This is a genomic window from Streptomyces sp. NPDC101152, assembly GCF_044768275.1.
Taxonomy (GTDB): Bacteria; Actinomycetota; Actinomycetes; order Streptomycetales; family Streptomycetaceae; genus Streptomyces.
The window spans coordinates 47,139-65,170 of record NZ_JBIWPO010000029.1 but is presented as its reverse complement, the minus strand read 5'-3'; the positions used below and the strand labels follow the sequence as shown (position 1 = coordinate 65,170).

Genomic DNA, 18,032 nt, shown 5'->3' with positions numbered 1-18,032 from the left:
TCAATTCGCCGTGCGTAGAGCGGGTGCACCGTTCCGACACATGGAGTTCACCCCCTGTACGAGCACTGGAAAGTTACCCAGCTGGGCCGCCTCCTAGGCTCGCGGACGTGCCAAAGCTCTCCGTCATCGTGCCGTTCTACAACGTGCAGCAATATGCCCCGGACACCCTCAGAAGCCTTCGGTTGAACGCCCGTGAGGATTTCGAGTTCGTGCTGGTCGACGACCATTCGAAGGACGAAACTCCGGCGATTCTCGAACGCGCTGCCGAGGACCTTTCCGATGTCGCGCAGGTGCGTCATATCCGCCATGAGAAGAACGGCGGACTCGCCACCGCGCGCAACACCGGCCTGGACGCGGCGCGCGGCGAGTACCTCACCTTCCTGGACGGCGACGACTGGCTGGCCCCCGGCTACCTCGCCGATCTGGTGGCGGCCATCGAGGGGCTGGGCTGCGACTTCGTGCGGACCGACCACGTGCAGGCGACCGCCCGCGCGCGTACGGTGCAGCGGGTGCCGATCGGGCGGCGCTGGGAGGTGTTCGAGCCGCGTGCGGCGATCCTGCCCGCCGACCGCTCCACCTCCGTCGACTACGCGTTCGCGTGGGCCGGCTGCTATCACCGCCGGCTGCTCGACAAGGGCCTGCTGCACTTCACCGACGGGCTGCGCACGGCCGAGGACCGGCCGTGGATCTGGAAGCTGCACCGCGAGGCGGAGTCGTTCGCCGTGGTGAGTCTGCTCGGCGTGTTCTACCGGCGCGGGGTCGCCTCCTCGCTGACCCAGATCGGCGACGCCCGCCAGTTGGACTTCATCCGCGCCTTCGACCAGGTGGTCGAGGAGACGGCGCAGGACCCGGACGCCGACCAGCTGCTGCCGAAGGCGGTGCGCACGTACTGCGCGATCATCGCGCACCACCTGTCCGACGAGGAGAAGTGGGAGCCGTCCGTGCACCGGCAACTGCGGGCGATGAGCGCGGCGGCGATCAAGCGGCTGCCGCAGGACATGCTCGGTGACGTCCTGGAGACCATGGACTTCCACCGCTCCACCAGGCTGCGGCGGCTGCGCCGCCGGGCCACCACCCAGAAGGCGGCCGCCTGATGCCCCGTACCACGCGGATCTTCTGCGTCTCCACGCTGTACGGCGCCGCGACCCTGGCCGCCGCGCTCGAATCGGACTGCTTCCCGGAGGTGGAGGGGGACCGGCGGCTGCTGCTGGTGTTCAACAACTCCACGACGCCGGAGGTGTCCTCGCCGGTCGACGAGATGCCGGGCTTCGAGCCGTTGCGCGACCACTTCGACGGCATACTTTCCTGGAACGAGGCGATCCACCCCTTCCACCCCGGTGCCTGGACGCCGCGCCTCGACGACGTCCCGCTGTTCGAGCGTTATCTGCGGATGCTGTGGGAGCTGGGCGAGGACCGGCTGGAGCTGGTCCTGGAGTCCCTCCAGGTCGCCCCGGCGCTGAGCGTGGCCCAGCTGTTCACGGACGCCCCGATCCATGTCTACGCCGACGGCCTGATGAGCTACGGCCCCACCCGCAACAAGCTCGACCCGCTGGTCGGCACCCGGGTGCGGCGGCTGCTTCACCTGGACCTGGTGCCTGGCCTCACACCCCTGCTGCTGACCGAGTTCGACGTGCCCGCGCAGCTCCTGCCGACCGAGACCTTCCGCAAGGTCATGGCCGAACTCACCGCCGCCGTACCGGAGGTGCCGCCGCTGCCGGACAACGCGGCGCTGCTGCTCGGCCAGTACCTCTCCGCGCTGGACATCCTCTCCCCCGAGGAGGAGGAGAACCTGCATGTGCGGATGATGCGCGGGGCGGTCGAGCGCGGGCACCGGTCGATCGTGTTCAAGCCGCACCCCTCCGCGCCGGCCCGCTACAGCCGCGCCCTGGAGAACGAGGCCGCAGCGCTGGGCGTCGACCTCGCCGTTCTCGACCTGCCGGTCCTCGCCGAGGTGCTGTTCGAGAAGTCGCCGCCCGCTCTGGTCGTCGGCTGCTTCTCCACGGCGCTGTTCACGGCGTCGGCGTTCTACGGTCTGCCGGTCGCCCGCATCGGCACCGAGCCGCTGCTGGAGCGGCTGACGCCGTACCAGAACAGCAACCGGGTCCCGGCGGTGCTGGCCGACGCGCTGATCCCGGACCTGGAGGGCGGCAAGGGCGAGGCCACGATCCCCGCTCGGACGCTGGACGGCCTGGTCAAGGCGGTCGGCTTCGCCATGCAGCCGCAGATCTACCCGTCGCTGCGCCCGGAGGCGGAACGCTACCTCTCCCAGCACTTCGGCCGACGCACCAAGCGCTACTTCAGGCGCCGCCGCCTCACCGCGCTGGGCCTGCCGGGAGGCATCCCCGACCGCCTCGCCTTCCTCCCCCACAACGCCACCGCCCGCCGGGTGGTACGGCGGGCGCGGGCGCTGAAGAAGGCCGTCAAGGGCTGACCCCGGGCGGGCGGTGCCGGGCGGGTCTGGCGGGAGCGGCGCCGGGCAAGAGGATCCGGCGCCGCCTGCGGCTCAGGTCAGAACGCGTCGGAGGGCACGTACGTCCCCCAGATCTCCCGCAACGCGTTGCACACCTCGCCCACGGTGGCGCGGGCCCGCAGCGCGTCCTTCATCGGGTACAGGACGTTGTCCTCGCCCTCGGCCGCCTTCTTCAAAGCCACCAGTGCCGCGTCCACCGCCTGCTGGTCGCGCTCGGCGCGCAGCTTGGCGAGCCGCTCCGCCTGCTGGGCCTCGATCGCCGGGTCCACCCGGAGGGGCTCGTAGGGCTCCTCCTCGTCCAGCTGGAAGCGGTTGACGCCGACGACGACCCGCTCGCCGGAGTCGGTCTCCTGGGCGATGCGATAGGCGCTGCGCTCGATCTCGGACTTCTGGAAGCCATGCTCGATCGCGGCCACCGCGCCGCCCAACTCCTCGACCTTGGCCATGAGTTCGACGGCGGCGGCCTCCACGTCGTCGGTCATCTTCTCGATGACGTACGAGCCCGCGAACGGGTCGACCGTCGCGGTCACGTCCGTCTCGTAGGCGAGGACCTGCTGGGTGCGCAGGGCCAGCCGCGCGGACTTGTCCGTCGGCAGGGCGATGGCCTCGTCGAAGGAGTTGGTGTGCAGGGACTGCGTACCGCCGAGCACCGCGGCCAGGCCCTGAACGGCGACCCGGACCAGGTTCACCTCGGGCTGCTGGGCGGTCAGCTGCACGCCCGCCGTCTGGGTGTGGAAGCGCAGCATCAGCGACTTGGGGTTCTTCGCGCCGAACTCCTCACGCATCACCCGCGCCCAGATCCGGCGCGCGGCACGGAACTTGGCGACCTCCTCGAGGACCGTCGTACGGGCCACGAAGAAGAAGGACAGGCGGGGTGCGAAGTCGTCTACGTCCATGCCGGCCGCGACCGCCGTGCGGACGTACTCGATGCCGTCGGCCAGCGTGAACGCGATCTCCTGCGCGGGAGAGGCGCCCGCCTCCGCCATGTGGTAGCCGGAGATCGAGATGGTGTTCCACTTCGGGATCTCGGCCTTGCAGTACTTGAAGATGTCGGCGATCAGACGGAGGGAGGGCTTGGGCGGGAAGATGTACGTCCCGCGCGCGATGTACTCCTTGAGCACGTCGTTCTGGATCGTGCCGGTCAACTGGTCGGCGCTGACGCCCTGTTCCTCGGCGACCAGTTGGTACAGGAGCAGCAGCAGGGAGGCCGGGGCGTTGATCGTCATCGACGTGGAGACCTTGTCCAGCGGGATGCCGCCGAACAGGACCCGCATGTCGTCGATCGAGTCGATGGCGACGCCCACCTTGCCGACCTCGCCGTGCGCGATCGGCGCGTCCGAGTCGTGGCCCATCTGGGTGGGCAGGTCGAAGGCGACCGACAGACCCATCGTGCCGTTGGCGATCAGCTGCTTGTAGCGGGCGTTGGACTCGGTCGCCGTACCGAAGCCGGCGTACTGGCGCATGGTCCACGGGCGGCCCGTGTACATGGAGGGGTACACGCCCCGCGTGAACGGGAACCTGCCCGGCTCGCCCAGCTTCTCGGCCGGGTCCCAGCCCGCCAGGCTCTCAGGCCCGTAGACCGGCTCGATGGGCAGTCCGGACTCCGACTCGCGCGCCATGGTGTGATGCCTCCCGCTGAGCTACTGGCCAGTACAGACCAACCCTCCTGCGGACTGTAGCGGTGCCCGCGCGGCCCCGTGCAGGGGACCGGCCTGGGACCTTGCTCACAGGGGTTTTGCGGCCTCCGTCACAACCATGCACCGCCGTTCGCGAGCCGTCACCCGCGGGCAGCATGTCAGGTGACGGACGTGCTCATCGGGGAGACGGCGGGGGTCGCGGTGCGTACTACGGGCAAGGGCCGGACGGCCGCCGTCGGCGCGGTACTCGCCGCGCTGGTCGCCGTGTGCGGCTGCACCGTGCAGGGGCCGGGCGGCGGGTCCGTGCATGGCGAACGGCCCGGCAGCGCGTCAGCCACGCCCGGGTCGGACGACAAGCAGGGCGCGGTCCCGTCCGCGGGCGGCTCCCCCGTCCTGTGGTCCCGAGGCGACTCGGGGCCCGGCGTCCGTGAACTCCAGGCCCGGCTGCGGCAGGTCGACTGGCTCTTCGACGGTCCGACGGGGACGTACGACGACCTGACCGAGAACGCGGTCAGGGGATTCCAGGGCAAGCGCGGGCTGCCGAGGACCGGCGAGACCGACGGCGTGACCTGGCAGCGGCTGAAGAGGATGACCCACGAGCCGGGGAAGTGGGAGCTGTACCTGATGGGCGGGCAGCCCGCCGGCGCGCCGGATCCGCGCTGCATGACGGGGCGGGTGCTGTGCATCGACAAGACGACCCGCACCCTGCGCTGGATGGTCGACGGGCGGACGGTCTCGGAGATGTCCGTCCGCTTCGGCGCCGTCGGCACGCCCACCCGGGACGGGGTGTTCCACGTGTACTGGAAGTCCCGGAACCACTGGTCGACGCTGTACGACTCCCCGATGCCGTACGCGATGTTCTTCAGCGGTGGGCAGGCGGTGCACTACTCGTACGACTTCGCGGCGCGCGGCTACGAGGGCGGCTCGCACGGGTGTGTCAACGTCCGGGACGAGACGGCGATCGCGAGCCTGTACGCGCAGGTGCGGGACGGCGACAAGGTCGTCGTGTACTGGTGACGTGTGGGGCGCGGGCGGGACCGGGGGAACGTGTCCCGCCCGCGCCGATGTGCACGAGCCGTGGGTACGGGGGGAACCCCGGCTCTGTGCGACGGCCGATGACCAGTCGGCTCACTCAGTACTGCGCCGGGACGGCCGAAAACGTTACGGGCGGGGCCAAGAAAAATCAGTGGCGGGCATCGGCGCAGGTCAGAGGGTGCTGTACGTCGGGCTCGGAGTCGGGGCCGAGCTCGGGGCCGGGTTGCGGGTGGTCAGCAGCCGGCCCGGCAGTTGGGGGGCGAAGGAGGTCTGGGCGCCGCCGGGGCCTATGTGGTTGCCGTCGCCCTCACCACCGCCCCGGCCACCCTGGTCGCCCTGACCGTTCGCACCGTTGCCCTGGCCGTTCCCGCCGTTGCCCCCGCCGTCGCCCTCGTGGCCCCTGCCGTGGCCGTTGTCCTGGCCGTCGCGGGCGGTGCCCCTGTTGCCGAGGACGTTCGCGCAGTACCTGCGGACGCGGTCGGGCGTGGCACCGCCGGCCGCGTTCTCCAGGGCCTGTCGGCGGTGGGCGTCCAGGTCCTTTCCGCCGAGGACGTCGCGGCAGGCCGAGGGGGCCTGCCGCAGCCACCAGGCACCCGCCTCGGCGCCGGGTGTGGCGGACGGGGTGTCGCTGGGCGTGCCGCTCGGCGTGCCCGCCGCGGGGGAACCGCCGGTGGAGTCGTCGGGCGTGGGTGCGCCGAGCACGCCGTTCGGGGTGGGCGAGGTCAGTGGGCGGCCGGGGGACGCGGCCGAGACCGAGGCGGCCGGGCCGGGTCCGTGCCCGCCGAACGGCGTCGGCAGGATTCCGCTTGTCGCCGCGAACGCCACTCCGCCGACCATGCAGGCGGCGAGCGCGGAGACCAGCCCGTACCGCGCGGGCCGACCCCAGCGGGTCCGTCGGGCGCCGCCGTCGAGAACCCCGAGGGCGACGACCCCGGCGTCATGCCCCCGCACCGGGCGGTCGTCCCCGTCGAGATCGGAGGTCCGACCATCAAGGTGACGGTCCGCGCCCGCGCGGGCCGCACGGAAGGCGGCCAAGGCGGTGGCCTCACCGGGGAGTTCGGCGTCGGCCGGTTGCTCCGGGGTGAGCGATTCCAGGGTCTTCGCGAGCCGTTCGGCCTGGTCGCGGGCGGCGGCGTCGACGGCTTCCAGTGACTCACCGCGCAGCAAGAGCTCCGCTGTTTCGCGGTCCAGCCACCTGTACTGCTCGTCGGCCATCACATGTCCTTCTGCGTCCGCGCGCGCATATGCGTCACACTCGCGGACGTCACCGCACGGCCGTGCGGTTCTCGCTGGAGGGGCAGCGCGTCGAGGCCGCCGTTCGATTCCGGATCCTCGCCGAGAAGTTCGGCCAGGCGCTTGAGGCCACGGTGCGCGGCGGTCCGTACGGCACCCGGGCGCTTGCCGAGCGTCTCGGCCGCGGTCTTGGCGTCGAGGCCCACGACCACGCGCAGCACGACGGCCTCGGCCTGGTCCTGCGGCAGCCGGGCGATCAGGGAGAGGGTGTGGTCGGTGGCCAGGGCCTCCATGGCCTCGCCCGCCGTGTCGGACTCGGCGGGCTTGCCGGTCAGCTCCGTCTCGTCACCGCCGATCGCGGGGCGGCGGCCGCGCATCCGTATGTGGTCGAGGGCGCGGTTGCGGGCGATGCGGGCGGCCCAGCCGCGGAAGCGGTCCGCGTCGCCGCTGAACCGGTCCAGGTCGCGGGCGATCTGCAGCCAGGCCTCGGAGGCGACGTCCTCGGCGTCCGGGTCGCCGACCAGGGTGCGGACGTATCCGAGCAGCCGTGGGTGCACGGTCCGGTACACAGCACGGAACGCGGTCTCGTCGCCGTCCTGTGCCGCAAGCACCGCGGCGGTCAGCTCCGCGTCGTCCCCCAGCACCCGTAATTCCTCAGTCGAAGGTCGGCCGGTGGTCACGGCGAGGATGGGACAGCCGCGCCCGGCGCGAAAGGCACGTTACGACCTGAAACCGCTGCTCGTCCATGTCCTTACAATTCTCAACCACTCCGTTACGAGACCGGCCGCTCCCGGGGTGTGACAGAAACCGCACCCACGGCGCTGTAGGAAGTACGGGCCGCCGCGCGGCCCGACCGCGCGACGGCCGGGGCCTCTCCTGTGGGGGGTGGCGGCCCCGGCCGTTGCTTCGGTTGGCGGGCTGTGACCTGCGACGGGCGTGGAATGCGTGAGCAAGGCGCCGTCGGGGGAGGCCGACCCTAGCCGTTCTTCCCGTGGCCCTTGCCGGCGTTCTTGGCCTTGCCGGACTTGGCGGGACCGCCGGTTTCCTTGTCCTTGCCGTTGGGTGTGCCGGTGGTCGGTGTGGTCTGCCCGCCCAGTTGACCGGCGCAGTAAGCCGCGACCTTCGTCTCGCCGCCCGCGGCCGAGATCAGTCGCTGCCAGGCCGTCGACTCCAGTGCCTTGCCGTTGCCCTTGACCTTCTCGTACGCCCTGCAGTGGGCCTCGGTGTCCTTGGCCGTGGCGGGGCGGTCCTTGGCCGCGGAGGCGGTGACGGAGGGCCGGGTGGAGGGGGTCCGGGTGACGGACGCCGAGGGCCGGGTCCGGGGGCTGTCGGCGTGGTGGGAGGAGCCGACGGTGCCGATCGCCGCGAAGGCGACGCCCCCCAGGGTGAGGCCGGCCAGGGACAGGGTGAGCGTGGCCTTCAGGGAGCGGCGCACACGGGCGTGCGCGCGCGGGCGCCAGTCGTCACGGCGCCGGGTCCGCGCCCGGTACGTTCCGGCGTCCCGGGCGTCACGGAAGGCGGCCACGGCCCGCCGCTCGCCCTCGCTGTCGACGGCGCCGGGCCGCAGGGCATCGGCCAGCAAAACGTGCAGGTCCGGGCCGTCCGGCCGGGGTCCCGGCCCGGACACGGTGCCGCCATGGTGCACGCGCCGACGACCGGGGCCACCGCCCTCGCCCTGTCGTTCACCCATGTCCGCATCCATCCGTGTCCGACGGCCTTCCGCCGTCGCCCATGCCGTTGCCACCGCCGACCGCGTCCGCGCCGACGTCCACGCCGTGGTAGACGTCCGTTCGGTCGTCGGCGTTCATGTCGACTCCCCCAGCGTCCGGGGCTCCTCATTCGTCACACCGGGGCCGGCCAGCAGGGCCGCCAGGCGCTTGAGGCCCCGGTGGGCGGCCGTGCGGACCGCTCCGGGGCGTTTGCCGAGGACACGGGCCGCGGCGGGGCCGTCGAGGCCGACGACCACGCGCAGCAGCACGGCCTCGGCCTGGTCGCGGGGCAGGCTGCGCACCAGCTCCAGGGCGTGCTCGGTGGACAGCGCCTCCAGGGCCTGGTCGTGGGTGCTGTACGCCCCGGGCAGGTCCAGGACGTCCTGTTCGAGCGCCGCCGACCGGGGCCGTACCTTCTGGCGGCGCAGATGGTCCAGTGCGCGGTGCCGGGCTATGGTCGCCGTCCAGCCGCGGAAGCCGGCGCCGTCACCCCGGAACCGCCCGAGGTCGCGGGCTATCTCCAGCCAGGCGTCGGACGCCACGTCCTCGGCGTCGTCGCCGACGATCCCGCGCAGATAGCCGAGCAGCCCGGGCTGCACGATCCGGTAGGCCACCGCGAACGCGGCCTCGTCGCCCTCCTGGGCCCGCGCGACGGCCGCGCCCAGCTCCCCGTCGGATGCCTGCGCGCGGCGGGGTTCCCGTCCCTGGCCCAACGACTGTCCTCGTTCGTACGTGCGAAGGTGGCCCTGCCGGGCCCGCCCCGTGCGCCACCTCCGTCCGTGCGCACGCCTCCACGGTCCTCAGCGCCGCCCGTCACGGAAGTGTCACTGGGCGCGTACAGCCACTCCTGTGACGTTTGGCCATGGCTGGACGCTGTGTGTAGGTGCCGCCTGTGTGACAGGTGTGGCTGCCTTGGCTTTTTCTAGGGGTGGGACAAGTGAGTCCACGCGGGACGCGTGCATACAGACCAGTGGGTTTCAGGCGCCGGGCCTGGCTGACGCTCGGTGCGGTGGTGCTGGGCGGTGGAGGTGTGGCGACCTACGCCGCCGCCGGCCCGTCCGCCGACCACGGTCCCGGGCGCCGGGCCAAGCGGCCGGTGAAGGTCTACGACCTGGCGCTGAAGGGCACGGCGAGCGGCGAGCGGGAGCTGCCGCGCACCGCGACCAGACAGTTCTCGCTGCTGGGTGTCTCCTGGACGGGTCCGGCCAAGCGGCTGCACGGCACGGCCCAGGTGCGTACCCGCAGCCTGCGGACCGGCGCGTGGTCCGCCTGGCGCGACCTCGAGACGAACGTCGACCCGCTGGAGGACCCCGAGGCCGGGGCCCGTGCCCGCGGCGCGTCCGAGCCGCTGTGGGTCGGCCCCTCGGACGGCGTCCAGGTCCAGGTGGTCCGCAGGAGCGGATCCACCAGCGCGGGACTGCCCAAGGGCCTCCAGGTCGACCTCGTCGACCCCGGCGTGGCGACGGCCGCCGAGACGAAGGCCACCGAACCGGCCGCGTACGTGGCCGAGGCGAGCCCGACGGACAGCGCCTCCCCGACCGACAGCACGTCCCCGACGGACGGTGCGGCCCCCGGCGACTCCGCCGCCCCGCCCACGGACTCCGTCCCGCCGTCCGACACCGCCTCCCCCACCGACAGCACCTCCGCGTCGGCACCGGCGAGCGACTCGGCCTCCCCGTCCGCGAGTTCGTCCCCGTCGGCGAGCGCGTCCGTCAGCGTCCCGCCCGCGCCGCCGTCCACCGTCCCCGAGCCGCCGATCGTCTCCCGCGCCGGCTGGGGCGCCGACGAGTCGCTGAGCCCCGATCCCTCGGAGTACAACGCCGACGTGAAGGCCGTGTTCGTGCACCACACGGACGGCACGAACGACTACTCGTGCGCCGACTCCGCGGCGATCGTGCGCGGCATCTACGCGTACCACACGCAGACCAACGGCTGGAACGACATCGGCTACAACTTCCTGGTCGACAAGTGCGGCACGATCTTCGAGGGCCGCAAGGGCGGCGTCGACCTCCCGGTGCTCGGCGCACACACCTACGGCTGGAACCGTGAGGCGGCGGGCATCGCGGTGCTCGGCGAGTACACCGCCACCGGCGCATCGAACGCCGCGCTGGAGTCGGTCGCCCGGATCGCCGCCTGGAAGCTCGGCCAGTACGACGCCGACCCGGCGACGACCGTGCAGCTCAAGGCGGGCGCCACGCAGACCAACGCCTTCGGCACCAGCTTCACCGCGGGCAGCTCGTACGCCTTCAACCGGATCTCCGGTCACCGCGACGGCTACAACACCCAGTGCCCGGGCGACTCCCTGTACGCCCAGCTGCCGACCGTCCGGGCCTGGGCGTCCGGGCCGGTACAGGGCCTGAGGCTCACCTCGCTCTCCGGCGCGGCGCTGTCCGGCTCGACGTACTACACCAAGGGCGCGATCACGGCGAAGTGGTCGACGACCACGCCGGGTTCGCTGATCTCGCGGTTCGAGCTGCTGGTGGACGGCAAGGTCGCGGCCACCGCCTCCGGTACGGCCGCCTCGGTCGGCGCCGCGCTCGCCGCGGGCACCCACAGCGTCGCCGTACGGGCCGTGCACCAGTCCGGGAAGACCGCGACGAGCGCCGCGCTGACGGTCGTCGCCGACACCACGGCGCCCGCCTTCTCGACCGCGCCGAAGATCTCCCTGCGCACCGGCACCGTCAACACCACCGCCGTCCCGGTCACCCTCGCCTGGAAGGCGACCGACAACGCGGCCCTGAAGTCGGTGAGCCTGCTGTCCCCGACGACGGCCACGTTCGGCCCGACCACGACCAGTTCCAGCCGCACGGCCAACTCGGGCAGCGCGAGCACCTGGTCGATGACGGCGTACGACTACGCGGGCAACACCCGCACCGCGTCGGCGTCCTACACGCCGTTGATCCTGCAGGAGACCTCGGCCGTGAAGTCCGGCAGTTGGACGGCCCGTTCGTCCAGCGGCTACCTCGGTGGCACGTCGTACTCCAGCGGCTCCCAGGGCGCGAGCCTGACCTGGACCTTCACGGGCCGCTCGGCCGCCTGGGTGGTGTCGCGGGCGTCCACGTCGGGCCAGGCGTACGTGTACGTCGACGGCGTGCAGGTGGGAACGGTCGACCTGAGGTCCTCGACGACCCAGTACCGCCAGGCGATCTGGACCAGGACCTGGTCCGGCAGCGCCAAGCACACGGTGAAGATCGTGGTGGTGGGGACGAGCGGCCGTCCGACGGTCACGACGGACGGCCTCGTCTACATCAAGTGATCACGTACGTCAGGTGGCCGAGTCCACCGGTTCGGGCGTCCTCTCCCGCGCGGCCTGCGGGGTGGGCGCCCGGTCCGCGTTCACGACCACGCCGGCGATCAGGGCGGCCAGCAGCAGCGCCCCCATCGCCCACCAGGTGGCGATGTTGAAGCCGTGCACGGTGGCCCGCGCCGCGAGCAGCCGCCGGTTCACGCCGGGTGCCGCGTGCGCGGTCAGATAGCGGGCGGTCACGGTCGCGGCGATGGTGTTCAGCAGGGCCGTACCGATCGAACCGCCCACCTGCTGCGCGGTGTTGAAGGTGGCGGAGGCCGCGCCGGAGTCGCGCGGCGCAACGCCCCCGGTGGCCAGCGACACGGACGTCATCATCGCCGTGCCCATGCCGAGGCCGAGCATCAGCATGGCGGGCAGGATGTGCGAGGCGTACGCGGGCTCCACGCCCACCTGCGCGATGATCGCCAGCGCGCCCGCCGCGAGCAGCAGCCCGGGCACCAGCAGGGCCCGCGGCGGCACCCGGTTCAGCAGCCGGGCGGCGACCTGGGTGGAGCCGGTGATCATGCCGACGGTGATGGGGAGGTAGGCGACGCCCGTCTTGACCGGCGAGTACCCGAGGACGCCTTGCATGTAGTAGGTGAGGAAGAGGAAGACGCCGAACATGCCGATGGTGGTCAGCAGCACGGTCAGGAACGCCCCGACCCGCTGGCGGTCCTTCACCACCGACATCGGCAGCAACGGCACCCGCGCCCGCGTCTGCCACAGCCCGAACAGAGCGAGCAGGACGACCCCGGCGCCGAGCAGCGTCAGCACCAGGCCGTCGCCCCAACTCCGCGACTCCGCCTCGGAGAAGCCGTACACCAGCGAGAGCATCCCGGCCGAGCCGAGCAGCGCGCCCGGCACGTCCAGGCGGGCGTCGGGGTGGCGCTCCCCGGGCGCGAGCAGGGCGAGGGCGCCGAAGAAGGCGACCAGGGCGATGGGGACGTTGACGTAGAGGCACCAGCGCCAGTTCAGGTACTGCGTCAGGAACCCGCCCGCGAGCAGGCCGACGGCGGCACCGGCCCCGATGATCGCGCCGAAGATGCCGAACGCCTTGCCCCGGTCCTTCGGGTCGGTGAAGGTCGTGGCCAGCAGCGACAGCGCGGAGGGGGCGAGCAGCGCGGCGAAGACGCCCTGCAGGGCGCGTGCCCCGAACAGCATCGCGGAGTTGGCCGCGGCACCGCCGAGCGCGGAGGCGGCGGCGAAGCCGAGCAGCCCGATGACGAACGTGGTCTTCCGGCCGACCAGGTCGGAGACCCGGCCGCCGAGCAGCAGCAGCCCGCCGAAGGCCAGCGTGTAGGCGGTGATGACCCACTGCCGGTTCCCGTCCGACATGTGCAGGGCGGTCTGCGCGGAAGGCAGGGCGATGTTGACGATGGTCATGTCGAGGACGACCATCAACTGGGCGAGCGCGATGACGACGAGGGCCCACCAACGACGGTTGTCAGCCATACCCCCATCGTGCTCCGCGTCCCACCATTTGGGAACGCTCGCGTCTCTTATTGCGTCGATTTTGCCGCCGCAGCCATGGCCTCCCGGCACAGCAACCGCAGCGACCCGTCCCCGAGGAAGCAGCGCCGGGCCTCGTCCACCGGGTCCCACAGCCGGCCGTCCGGGGTGCGCAGCCAGTGCTCGCCCCCACTGGCCCACCACTCGCCTCCGGCCTGACGGACGATCACCTCGCCCGCGTAGGCCCCGAACCCGCGCAGCGCCTTCTCCACGGCGGCGTACGGCACCTCGTCCCGGCGCATCTCGTCGATCACCCGGTCGACGCGCCACAGGCTCTGCGCCGAGTAGTCGAGGCGCAGCCGCGCGCCCTCCCGCATCACCGCCACCGCGTCCGCCGCCCACCGCACGGGCTTCGCCGCCGCGCTCGGCCTGGTCTCCTGGAAGGTAGTCACATACACAGGAGCGGGGCCGGCGTGTCCTGTGTCACGCGAAATCCCGGGCTTCCCCGGGACCGGCGCAGGACCGCCCCAGCTCCACCCCGGCACGCTCACAGGAAGCCCTCAGCTGGGACGTTTGCCCGAGAGTGACGCTTCGCCCGTTCCGTGCGCTCCTCTCACTGATGAGCGTGTACTTCCATCTCCGCGCGGTGCCGCCCCCGGCCCTGCGCAACAGCGCGAACTGGTTGCAACGGCTGTTCGAGGACGACTGGGACACCGTGCGCGTCCGCATGGACCGGCACCGCGAGGAGGTCCTGGACGCCACCTACCGGGACCAGCAGGCCCTCTACGGCCCGTCGGCCGACGTGGTCCTCGGCGGCACCGCCGTACCCCCGTTCCTGCTGCTCACGGCGGCGCAGGTGGCCCGGGTCCACGCCTTCCTGGCGTCGGCGGACTTCGAGACGCTGTGGCAGCAGGCGAGAGCCCGACTGCTGAGCGACTACGGCGGCCCCGAAGTGGAACCGGAACTACGGGCCCTCTTCGCGGCGACCCACAAGGATCTCACCGCCTTCTACGCCCGTACGACGGAGTACGGCGACGCGGTCGTCAAGTGCCTGCTGCACTGAGGCGCCCGGGCCGGCCCTACCTTTGCCGCGTCCGCGCCCTGCGCGAGACGACGGCCCGCAGCACGCGCCGCCCCTCGACCGACACGTCCAGCGCGCGCCGCAGCCCGGCCGGACCGTGCCCGGCCAGCAGTTCCAGAACGGTCACCTGCCGCCGCAGCTCCGCCGCCACCAACGGCGACATCCCCTCCGTCAGCCCCTCGCGCCGGGAGTCGACCGAGGAGTCCCGGTCGGCGAGCGGGTCGAGCAGCCGGTGTATCCGCAGCGCGGCCACCGAACACCCGTCGGCCCACACCCGCAGCGCCGCGCCCGACCGCTCCACCGGCGCGGCACTCAGCATCCGCCGCGCCAGCAGCGCCGCCTCGTCCTCGGCGGAGGCGTCACACTCGTCCGCCCCGGTCAGTTTGCCCCGTACCTGCTCCAGCAGCTCGCCCCACTCGCGGGCGTCCCCGGCGTCCGAGAGGCTCCCCCACAGGGGCCGCAGCGCCTCGTCGTCACCGCCGAGCAACGGCAGGCACCGATCCAAACAAGCCAACCCACTGGCGGCCAGTCCGCGTTCGTCGGCCTGAGCGATCAGCTCCACCAGGCTCATCCACGCCTCCCTCTGCACGCCTCCACGGGCGCCGACCTTAACGGAGCCCACACTTCCCCTTACTGCGTGCGACGCCCCGGGAGTGTCACAGGGCCAGGTTTTCGGCCAACGAGCGTCACCCCAACCGGTCGGCCAGGGCCTTGAACTGCGCCCACGACAATGCCGGCCGCCCCGGATCCCACAGCTTCTGGACCGTGGCCCTCAGCGGCATCCGGATGCCGGCCGCGACCTGGTCCTGCGTCTGGGAGTTCGAGAGGTCGCACCACACGGCGAAGCTGCCGCCGAGGATCTGCCCGTCGTAGCGCGCCGGGACCGCCGTGGTGCCGCGCACGACGAGCGGGGTCCACTGCTCGTAGATGCGCTGCCCGGTCGGATAGACGAAGTTGTTGGGCTCCCCGAGCACGTAGTACAGGTACTCGTCGTTGTAGTTGATCAGCTTCCGGCCCGCGCTCAGATAGTCCACCGGCTGCCGCGCCCCGAACTCCTTGCCGGTCCAGTACCCGACCTGGAGGTCCTTGGCGGGCTGCACGGACGTGCCCCGGAAGAAGCCGTCGTTCCAGACGCGCATCGTCCGGTTGTGGGCGCGGACGGTGTTGGCGCGGTCGTTCAGCCAGCCGGTGGTCAGGTCGGCGACCGTGGCGCCGGAGCCGTACTTCTGCCGCGCGGCGGCGGCCAGTTGTGGGAAGGACGTCTGCGGGTCGGACACGGTGAGCGCCTGGTACTCGTCACCACCGAGGTTCCACTGGCCGCCGGGGAAGAGACCGGCGTACTCGTTGAGCAGATCGTCGACGAGCTTCCCGGCGGCGGGCTTGGAGATGTCGACGGCACCGCGCGTGGCGCTTCCCTGCGCGTTGCGCAGCTGGAGATCGGGGTGGGCTGCGATGACGGCTCCCAGGTGCCCCGGCGAGTCGATCTCGGGCACGACGGTGATGTGCCGGCTGGCGGCGAGCGCGACGATCTGCCGCACCTCGGCCTTCGTCAGGTGCTGTGCCGAGACGATCTCGGGATGGGTGCTCGACTCGATCCGGAACCCCTGGTCGTCCGAGAAGTGCAGCCCCAGCTCGTTGAACTTGAGGTCCCCGAGCTCCTTCACCCGGTCCTCGATCCACCGCGCCGTGAAGTTCTTGCGCGCGATGTCCAGCATGAATCCGCGCACGGGCTTGGCCGGCTCGTCCCGTACGACCCCTTCGGGCGCCGTGCCCCCGCCGTGCACCTCCTGCTTCAGCGTGCGCGTGCCGTAGAACACCCCGGAGTCGGCGGGCCCGCTGATGCTCACCCGTCCACCGCTCACGGTCATGGTGTACGACTCCGGGTTCGCGCCCGCGCCGCCCCCCAACGTCAGCCGCAGGTCCCCGGCCCGCACGTCGTTCTTCTGGCCGGCGTACGTCAGCCCCAGCTCCGAGGCGATCAGCTTCCCGTCGTCGGCCAGCCGCGGATCGCCCACGACCACCCGCTCGCCGCGCGCCGGACGCCAGCCGGGCCCGTGCGCCGCGGTGTGCGACCGCACGGCGGGGATCGTCCGCGGGGCCTGCGAGAGGGGGTACGAGCGGGTGGGACTCGGCGCGGGGGCGCCCGGTGCCGTGGACGAGTCGCCCGAGCCGCCGGACGCCTGCGCCTGCGCGGAGCCGGCGGCGCCGCCGTCGCCCCCGGAGGCCCACAGCCCGAGGCCCACTCCGGCCCCGACCGTCACGGCGACCGCCGCCGCGATCACGACCCCTGGCTTCACGTTCCGCGCCGGCCGCCGACGCCGCCTGTGCTGACTCACTCCGCCAACCTACGATCCTCGGGCGGGCGAACGGGTCCACCACGCGTTCCGAAACTCTCCCCTGAGGGTGAAAGTCGGGCATCCGTCGGACACGTCACGCCCACTATCGATAACGTGACGTCACACCTCTCACAGCTTCCCCTGCCGAAACCCACGTGACGCCCACACACCTTCCCGGCCGCACGGCCATACCCAAGCCGCCCACCGTCCTGGACGCCTTCAACACCGCGCCCGCCGACGAGGCCCGCAAGCTCCTCCTGGACTGCCTCCGCTGCCTCCGCTGGGCCCACCGGGTGGCGGACCACCGCCCCTACCCGGACCTCGCCGCGCTCCTGGCGGCCTCCGACGAGGCGGCCTACGACCTCGGCCCCGCGGACCTCACGGAGGCCCTGGCCGCCGAGGCTCTCCCCACGCTACCCGACGGTACGTACACCGCAGCCCATACCGCCATGAGAGCCGCACAAGCCGCATACGAGACAAAATTCGGCCACGCCTTCGTGATCTGCGTCGACGGAGTCCCCCCGGTCGAGGTCCTGGACCACGTCTTGGCAGCCATCCGGTCACGTTTGACAAACGATCCGGAAGAGGAACGCCTGGTGGCCGCAGAGGAACTCCGCCGCCTCGCAAAGGAACGGCTCGTGGACCTACTGAGGGGCGCGGGGCTGTGACGATGTGCGGCTACCGCCGCGCGAGCGCGACCAGCCACAACGAACCGGCACCCGGCCGATAACAGGACCCCCCACCCATAAGCCGCAAACGCTCACCCAAACGCGTGCCACATTGATCACACCGGTAGGCCCCCCGTAAGCATCAAGCCAGCGGCTGGCTACCATGCTGGGGGCCGGTGGACCGTACCCGGCCGGGCCCGACCGACAGGCAAAGCCGGCGCGGCCCCAATCCCCGCTCCCGGAGGGACTTCCGTGCCGGCTGGAACGCTGTACCGCGGCCGGGAAGGAATGTGGTCCTGGGTGGCTCACCGAGTCACCGGCGTCCTCATCTTCTTCTTCCTGTTCGTTCACGTGCTGGACACCGCTCTCGTCCGTGTCTCCCCCGAGGACTACGACAAGGTCGTAGCCACCTACAAGACGCCGGTCGTCGCCGTGCTGGAGTACGGCCTCGTCGCCGCGATCCTCTTCCACGCACTGAACGGCCTGCGCGTCATCGCCGTCGACTTCTGGTCGAAGGGCCCGCGCTACCAGAAGCAGATGCTCTGGTCCGTCGTGGGCCTGTGGGTCGTGCTGATGCTCGGGGCGATCTACCCCGTCCTCGGCCACGCCGCTCGTGAACTGTTCGGGAGCTGACACCGATGGCCACCACCGAATCCACCGCTTCCGGCGTCGGCCCCGTCGAGGGCGGGTCCCTCTACAACGTCGACAACCCGGCACCCCTCATCGAGGCCCCGCGCAAGCGCACCAAGAAGTCCCCGAAGTCCACCCGGGGCAACTTCGAGATGTACGGCTGGCTGTTCATGCGCCTGTCCGGCATCGTGCTGGTCGTCCTGGTCCTCGGCCACCTGCTGATCCAGCTCGTGCTGGACGGCGGCGTGTCGAAGATCGGCTTCGCCTTCGTGGCCGGCCGCTGGGCGAGCCCGTTCTGGCAGGTCTGGGACCTGCTCATGCTGTGGCTCGCGATGCTGCACGGCGCCAACGGCCTGCGCACGGTCATCAACGACTACGCGGAGCGCGCGAACACCCGGCTGTGGCTCAAGGGCCTGCTCTACACCGCCACGGTGTTCACCATCCTGCTGGGCACGCTGGTGATCTTCACCTTCGACCCGAACATCCGCTAGGCACGGG

At 71.8% G+C, this 18,032-nt stretch carries 18 protein-coding genes; 8 read left to right on the top strand and 10 right to left on the bottom strand.

Going from position 1 to position 18,032, the window contains the following annotated elements:
* The first annotated feature begins 107 nt into the window (after nucleotides 1–107).
* Together ACIRVK_RS30340 and ACIRVK_RS30335 are read left to right on the top strand one after the other, a co-directional pair.
* A complete protein-coding gene (locus ACIRVK_RS30340; protein ID WP_404252609.1) occupies nucleotides 108–1,094 on the top strand; it encodes a glycosyltransferase family 2 protein in 987 nt (328 codons plus the stop codon).
* Nucleotides 1,094–2,431: an alpha-2,8-polysialyltransferase family protein gene (locus ACIRVK_RS30335; RefSeq protein WP_404252607.1), complete on the top strand. Its 1,338-nt coding sequence runs from the start codon at nucleotides 1,094–1,096 to the stop codon at nucleotides 2,429–2,431. The genes ACIRVK_RS30340 and ACIRVK_RS30335 overlap by 1 nt, the downstream gene beginning before the upstream one ends.
* Before the next feature lie 77 nt (nucleotides 2,432–2,508).
* Here ACIRVK_RS30335 and ACIRVK_RS30330 read toward each other — a convergent pair whose 3' ends face one another.
* The gene (locus ACIRVK_RS30330; protein WP_404252605.1) at nucleotides 2,509–4,089 is read right to left on the bottom strand and encodes a methylmalonyl-CoA mutase; all 1,581 of its coding nucleotides are present in this window, start codon (nucleotides 4,087–4,089) and stop codon (nucleotides 2,509–2,511) included.
* A 189-nt stretch (nucleotides 4,090–4,278) separates the two neighbouring features.
* Here ACIRVK_RS30330 and ACIRVK_RS30325 point away from each other — a divergent pair, with 189 nt between their 5' ends.
* A complete protein-coding gene (locus ACIRVK_RS30325; RefSeq protein ID WP_404252693.1) occupies nucleotides 4,279–5,124 on the top strand; it encodes a L,D-transpeptidase family protein in 846 nt (281 codons plus the stop codon).
* Nucleotides 5,125–5,313: 189 nt separating this feature from the next.
* Here ACIRVK_RS30325 and ACIRVK_RS30320 read toward each other — a convergent pair whose 3' ends face one another.
* From ACIRVK_RS30320 to ACIRVK_RS30300, 5 genes are all read right to left on the bottom strand, one after another.
* Nucleotides 5,314–6,357 carry a hypothetical protein gene (locus ACIRVK_RS30320; RefSeq protein ID WP_404252603.1) on the bottom strand — a complete coding sequence of 348 codons (1,044 nt, stop codon included), beginning with the start codon at nucleotides 6,355–6,357 and terminating at the stop codon, nucleotides 5,314–5,316.
* The gene (locus tag ACIRVK_RS30315; protein ID WP_404252601.1) at nucleotides 6,357–7,019 is read right to left on the bottom strand and encodes an RNA polymerase sigma factor; all 663 of its coding nucleotides are present in this window, start codon (nucleotides 7,017–7,019) and stop codon (nucleotides 6,357–6,359) included. The genes ACIRVK_RS30320 and ACIRVK_RS30315 overlap by 1 nt, the downstream gene beginning before the upstream one ends.
* Nucleotides 7,020–7,351: 332 nt before the next feature.
* Nucleotides 7,352–8,065, bottom strand: a complete 714-nt coding sequence (locus ACIRVK_RS30310; protein WP_404252599.1) for a hypothetical protein — start codon at nucleotides 8,063–8,065, stop codon at nucleotides 7,352–7,354.
* Nucleotides 8,058–8,183: a hypothetical protein gene (locus ACIRVK_RS30305; RefSeq protein ID WP_404252597.1), complete on the bottom strand. Its 126-nt coding sequence runs from the start codon at nucleotides 8,181–8,183 to the stop codon at nucleotides 8,058–8,060. The genes ACIRVK_RS30310 and ACIRVK_RS30305 overlap by 8 nt, the downstream gene beginning before the upstream one ends.
* The gene (locus ACIRVK_RS30300; RefSeq protein WP_404252595.1) at nucleotides 8,180–8,797 is read right to left on the bottom strand and encodes an RNA polymerase sigma factor; all 618 of its coding nucleotides are present in this window, start codon (nucleotides 8,795–8,797) and stop codon (nucleotides 8,180–8,182) included. The genes ACIRVK_RS30305 and ACIRVK_RS30300 overlap by 4 nt, the downstream gene beginning before the upstream one ends.
* Nucleotides 8,798–9,054: 257 nt before the next feature.
* Here ACIRVK_RS30300 and ACIRVK_RS30295 point away from each other — a divergent pair, with 257 nt between their 5' ends.
* Complete coding sequence (locus ACIRVK_RS30295; RefSeq protein ID WP_404252593.1) at nucleotides 9,055–11,340, top strand: N-acetylmuramoyl-L-alanine amidase; 2,286 nt, start codon at nucleotides 9,055–9,057, stop codon at nucleotides 11,338–11,340.
* A 9-nt stretch (nucleotides 11,341–11,349) separates the two neighbouring features.
* Here ACIRVK_RS30295 and ACIRVK_RS30290 read toward each other — a convergent pair whose 3' ends face one another.
* Both ACIRVK_RS30290 and ACIRVK_RS30285 read right to left on the bottom strand, forming a co-directional pair.
* Nucleotides 11,350–12,822: a DHA2 family efflux MFS transporter permease subunit gene (locus ACIRVK_RS30290; protein WP_404252591.1), complete on the bottom strand. Its 1,473-nt coding sequence runs from the start codon at nucleotides 12,820–12,822 to the stop codon at nucleotides 11,350–11,352.
* Between the two features lie 47 nt (nucleotides 12,823–12,869).
* Complete coding sequence (locus tag ACIRVK_RS30285) at nucleotides 12,870–13,271, bottom strand: hypothetical protein (protein ID WP_404252589.1); 402 nt, start codon at nucleotides 13,269–13,271, stop codon at nucleotides 12,870–12,872.
* Between the two features lie 167 nt (nucleotides 13,272–13,438).
* Between ACIRVK_RS30285 and ACIRVK_RS30280 the strand changes: the two genes are divergently transcribed.
* The gene (locus tag ACIRVK_RS30280; protein ID WP_404252587.1) at nucleotides 13,439–13,882 is read left to right on the top strand and encodes a DUF1877 family protein; all 444 of its coding nucleotides are present in this window, start codon (nucleotides 13,439–13,441) and stop codon (nucleotides 13,880–13,882) included.
* 16 nt (nucleotides 13,883–13,898) lie between these two features.
* Here ACIRVK_RS30280 and ACIRVK_RS30275 read toward each other — a convergent pair whose 3' ends face one another.
* Entirely contained in the window at nucleotides 13,899–14,471 is a 573-nt protein-coding gene (locus ACIRVK_RS30275; protein WP_404252585.1) for a hypothetical protein, read from the bottom strand.
* A gap of 115 nt (nucleotides 14,472–14,586) precedes the next feature.
* Nucleotides 14,587–16,236, bottom strand: coding sequence for a glycoside hydrolase family 20 protein (locus ACIRVK_RS30270; protein ID WP_404252583.1), 1,650 nt, complete (start codon nucleotides 16,234–16,236; stop codon nucleotides 14,587–14,589).
* Nucleotides 16,237–16,391: 155 nt separating this feature from the next.
* Here ACIRVK_RS30270 and ACIRVK_RS30265 point away from each other — a divergent pair, with 155 nt between their 5' ends.
* From ACIRVK_RS30265 to ACIRVK_RS30255, 3 genes are all read left to right on the top strand, one after another.
* Nucleotides 16,392–16,904, top strand: a complete 513-nt coding sequence (locus ACIRVK_RS30265) for a 2-oxo-4-hydroxy-4-carboxy-5-ureidoimidazoline decarboxylase (protein WP_404252581.1) — start codon at nucleotides 16,392–16,394, stop codon at nucleotides 16,902–16,904.
* 252 nt (nucleotides 16,905–17,156) lie between these two features.
* Entirely contained in the window at nucleotides 17,157–17,537 is a 381-nt protein-coding gene (gene sdhC / locus ACIRVK_RS30260; RefSeq protein ID WP_404252579.1) for a succinate dehydrogenase, cytochrome b556 subunit, read from the top strand.
* Between the two features lie 5 nt (nucleotides 17,538–17,542).
* Entirely contained in the window at nucleotides 17,543–18,025 is a 483-nt protein-coding gene (locus ACIRVK_RS30255) for a succinate dehydrogenase hydrophobic membrane anchor subunit (protein WP_404252577.1), read from the top strand.
* Nucleotides 18,026–18,032: the final 7 nt, after the last annotated feature.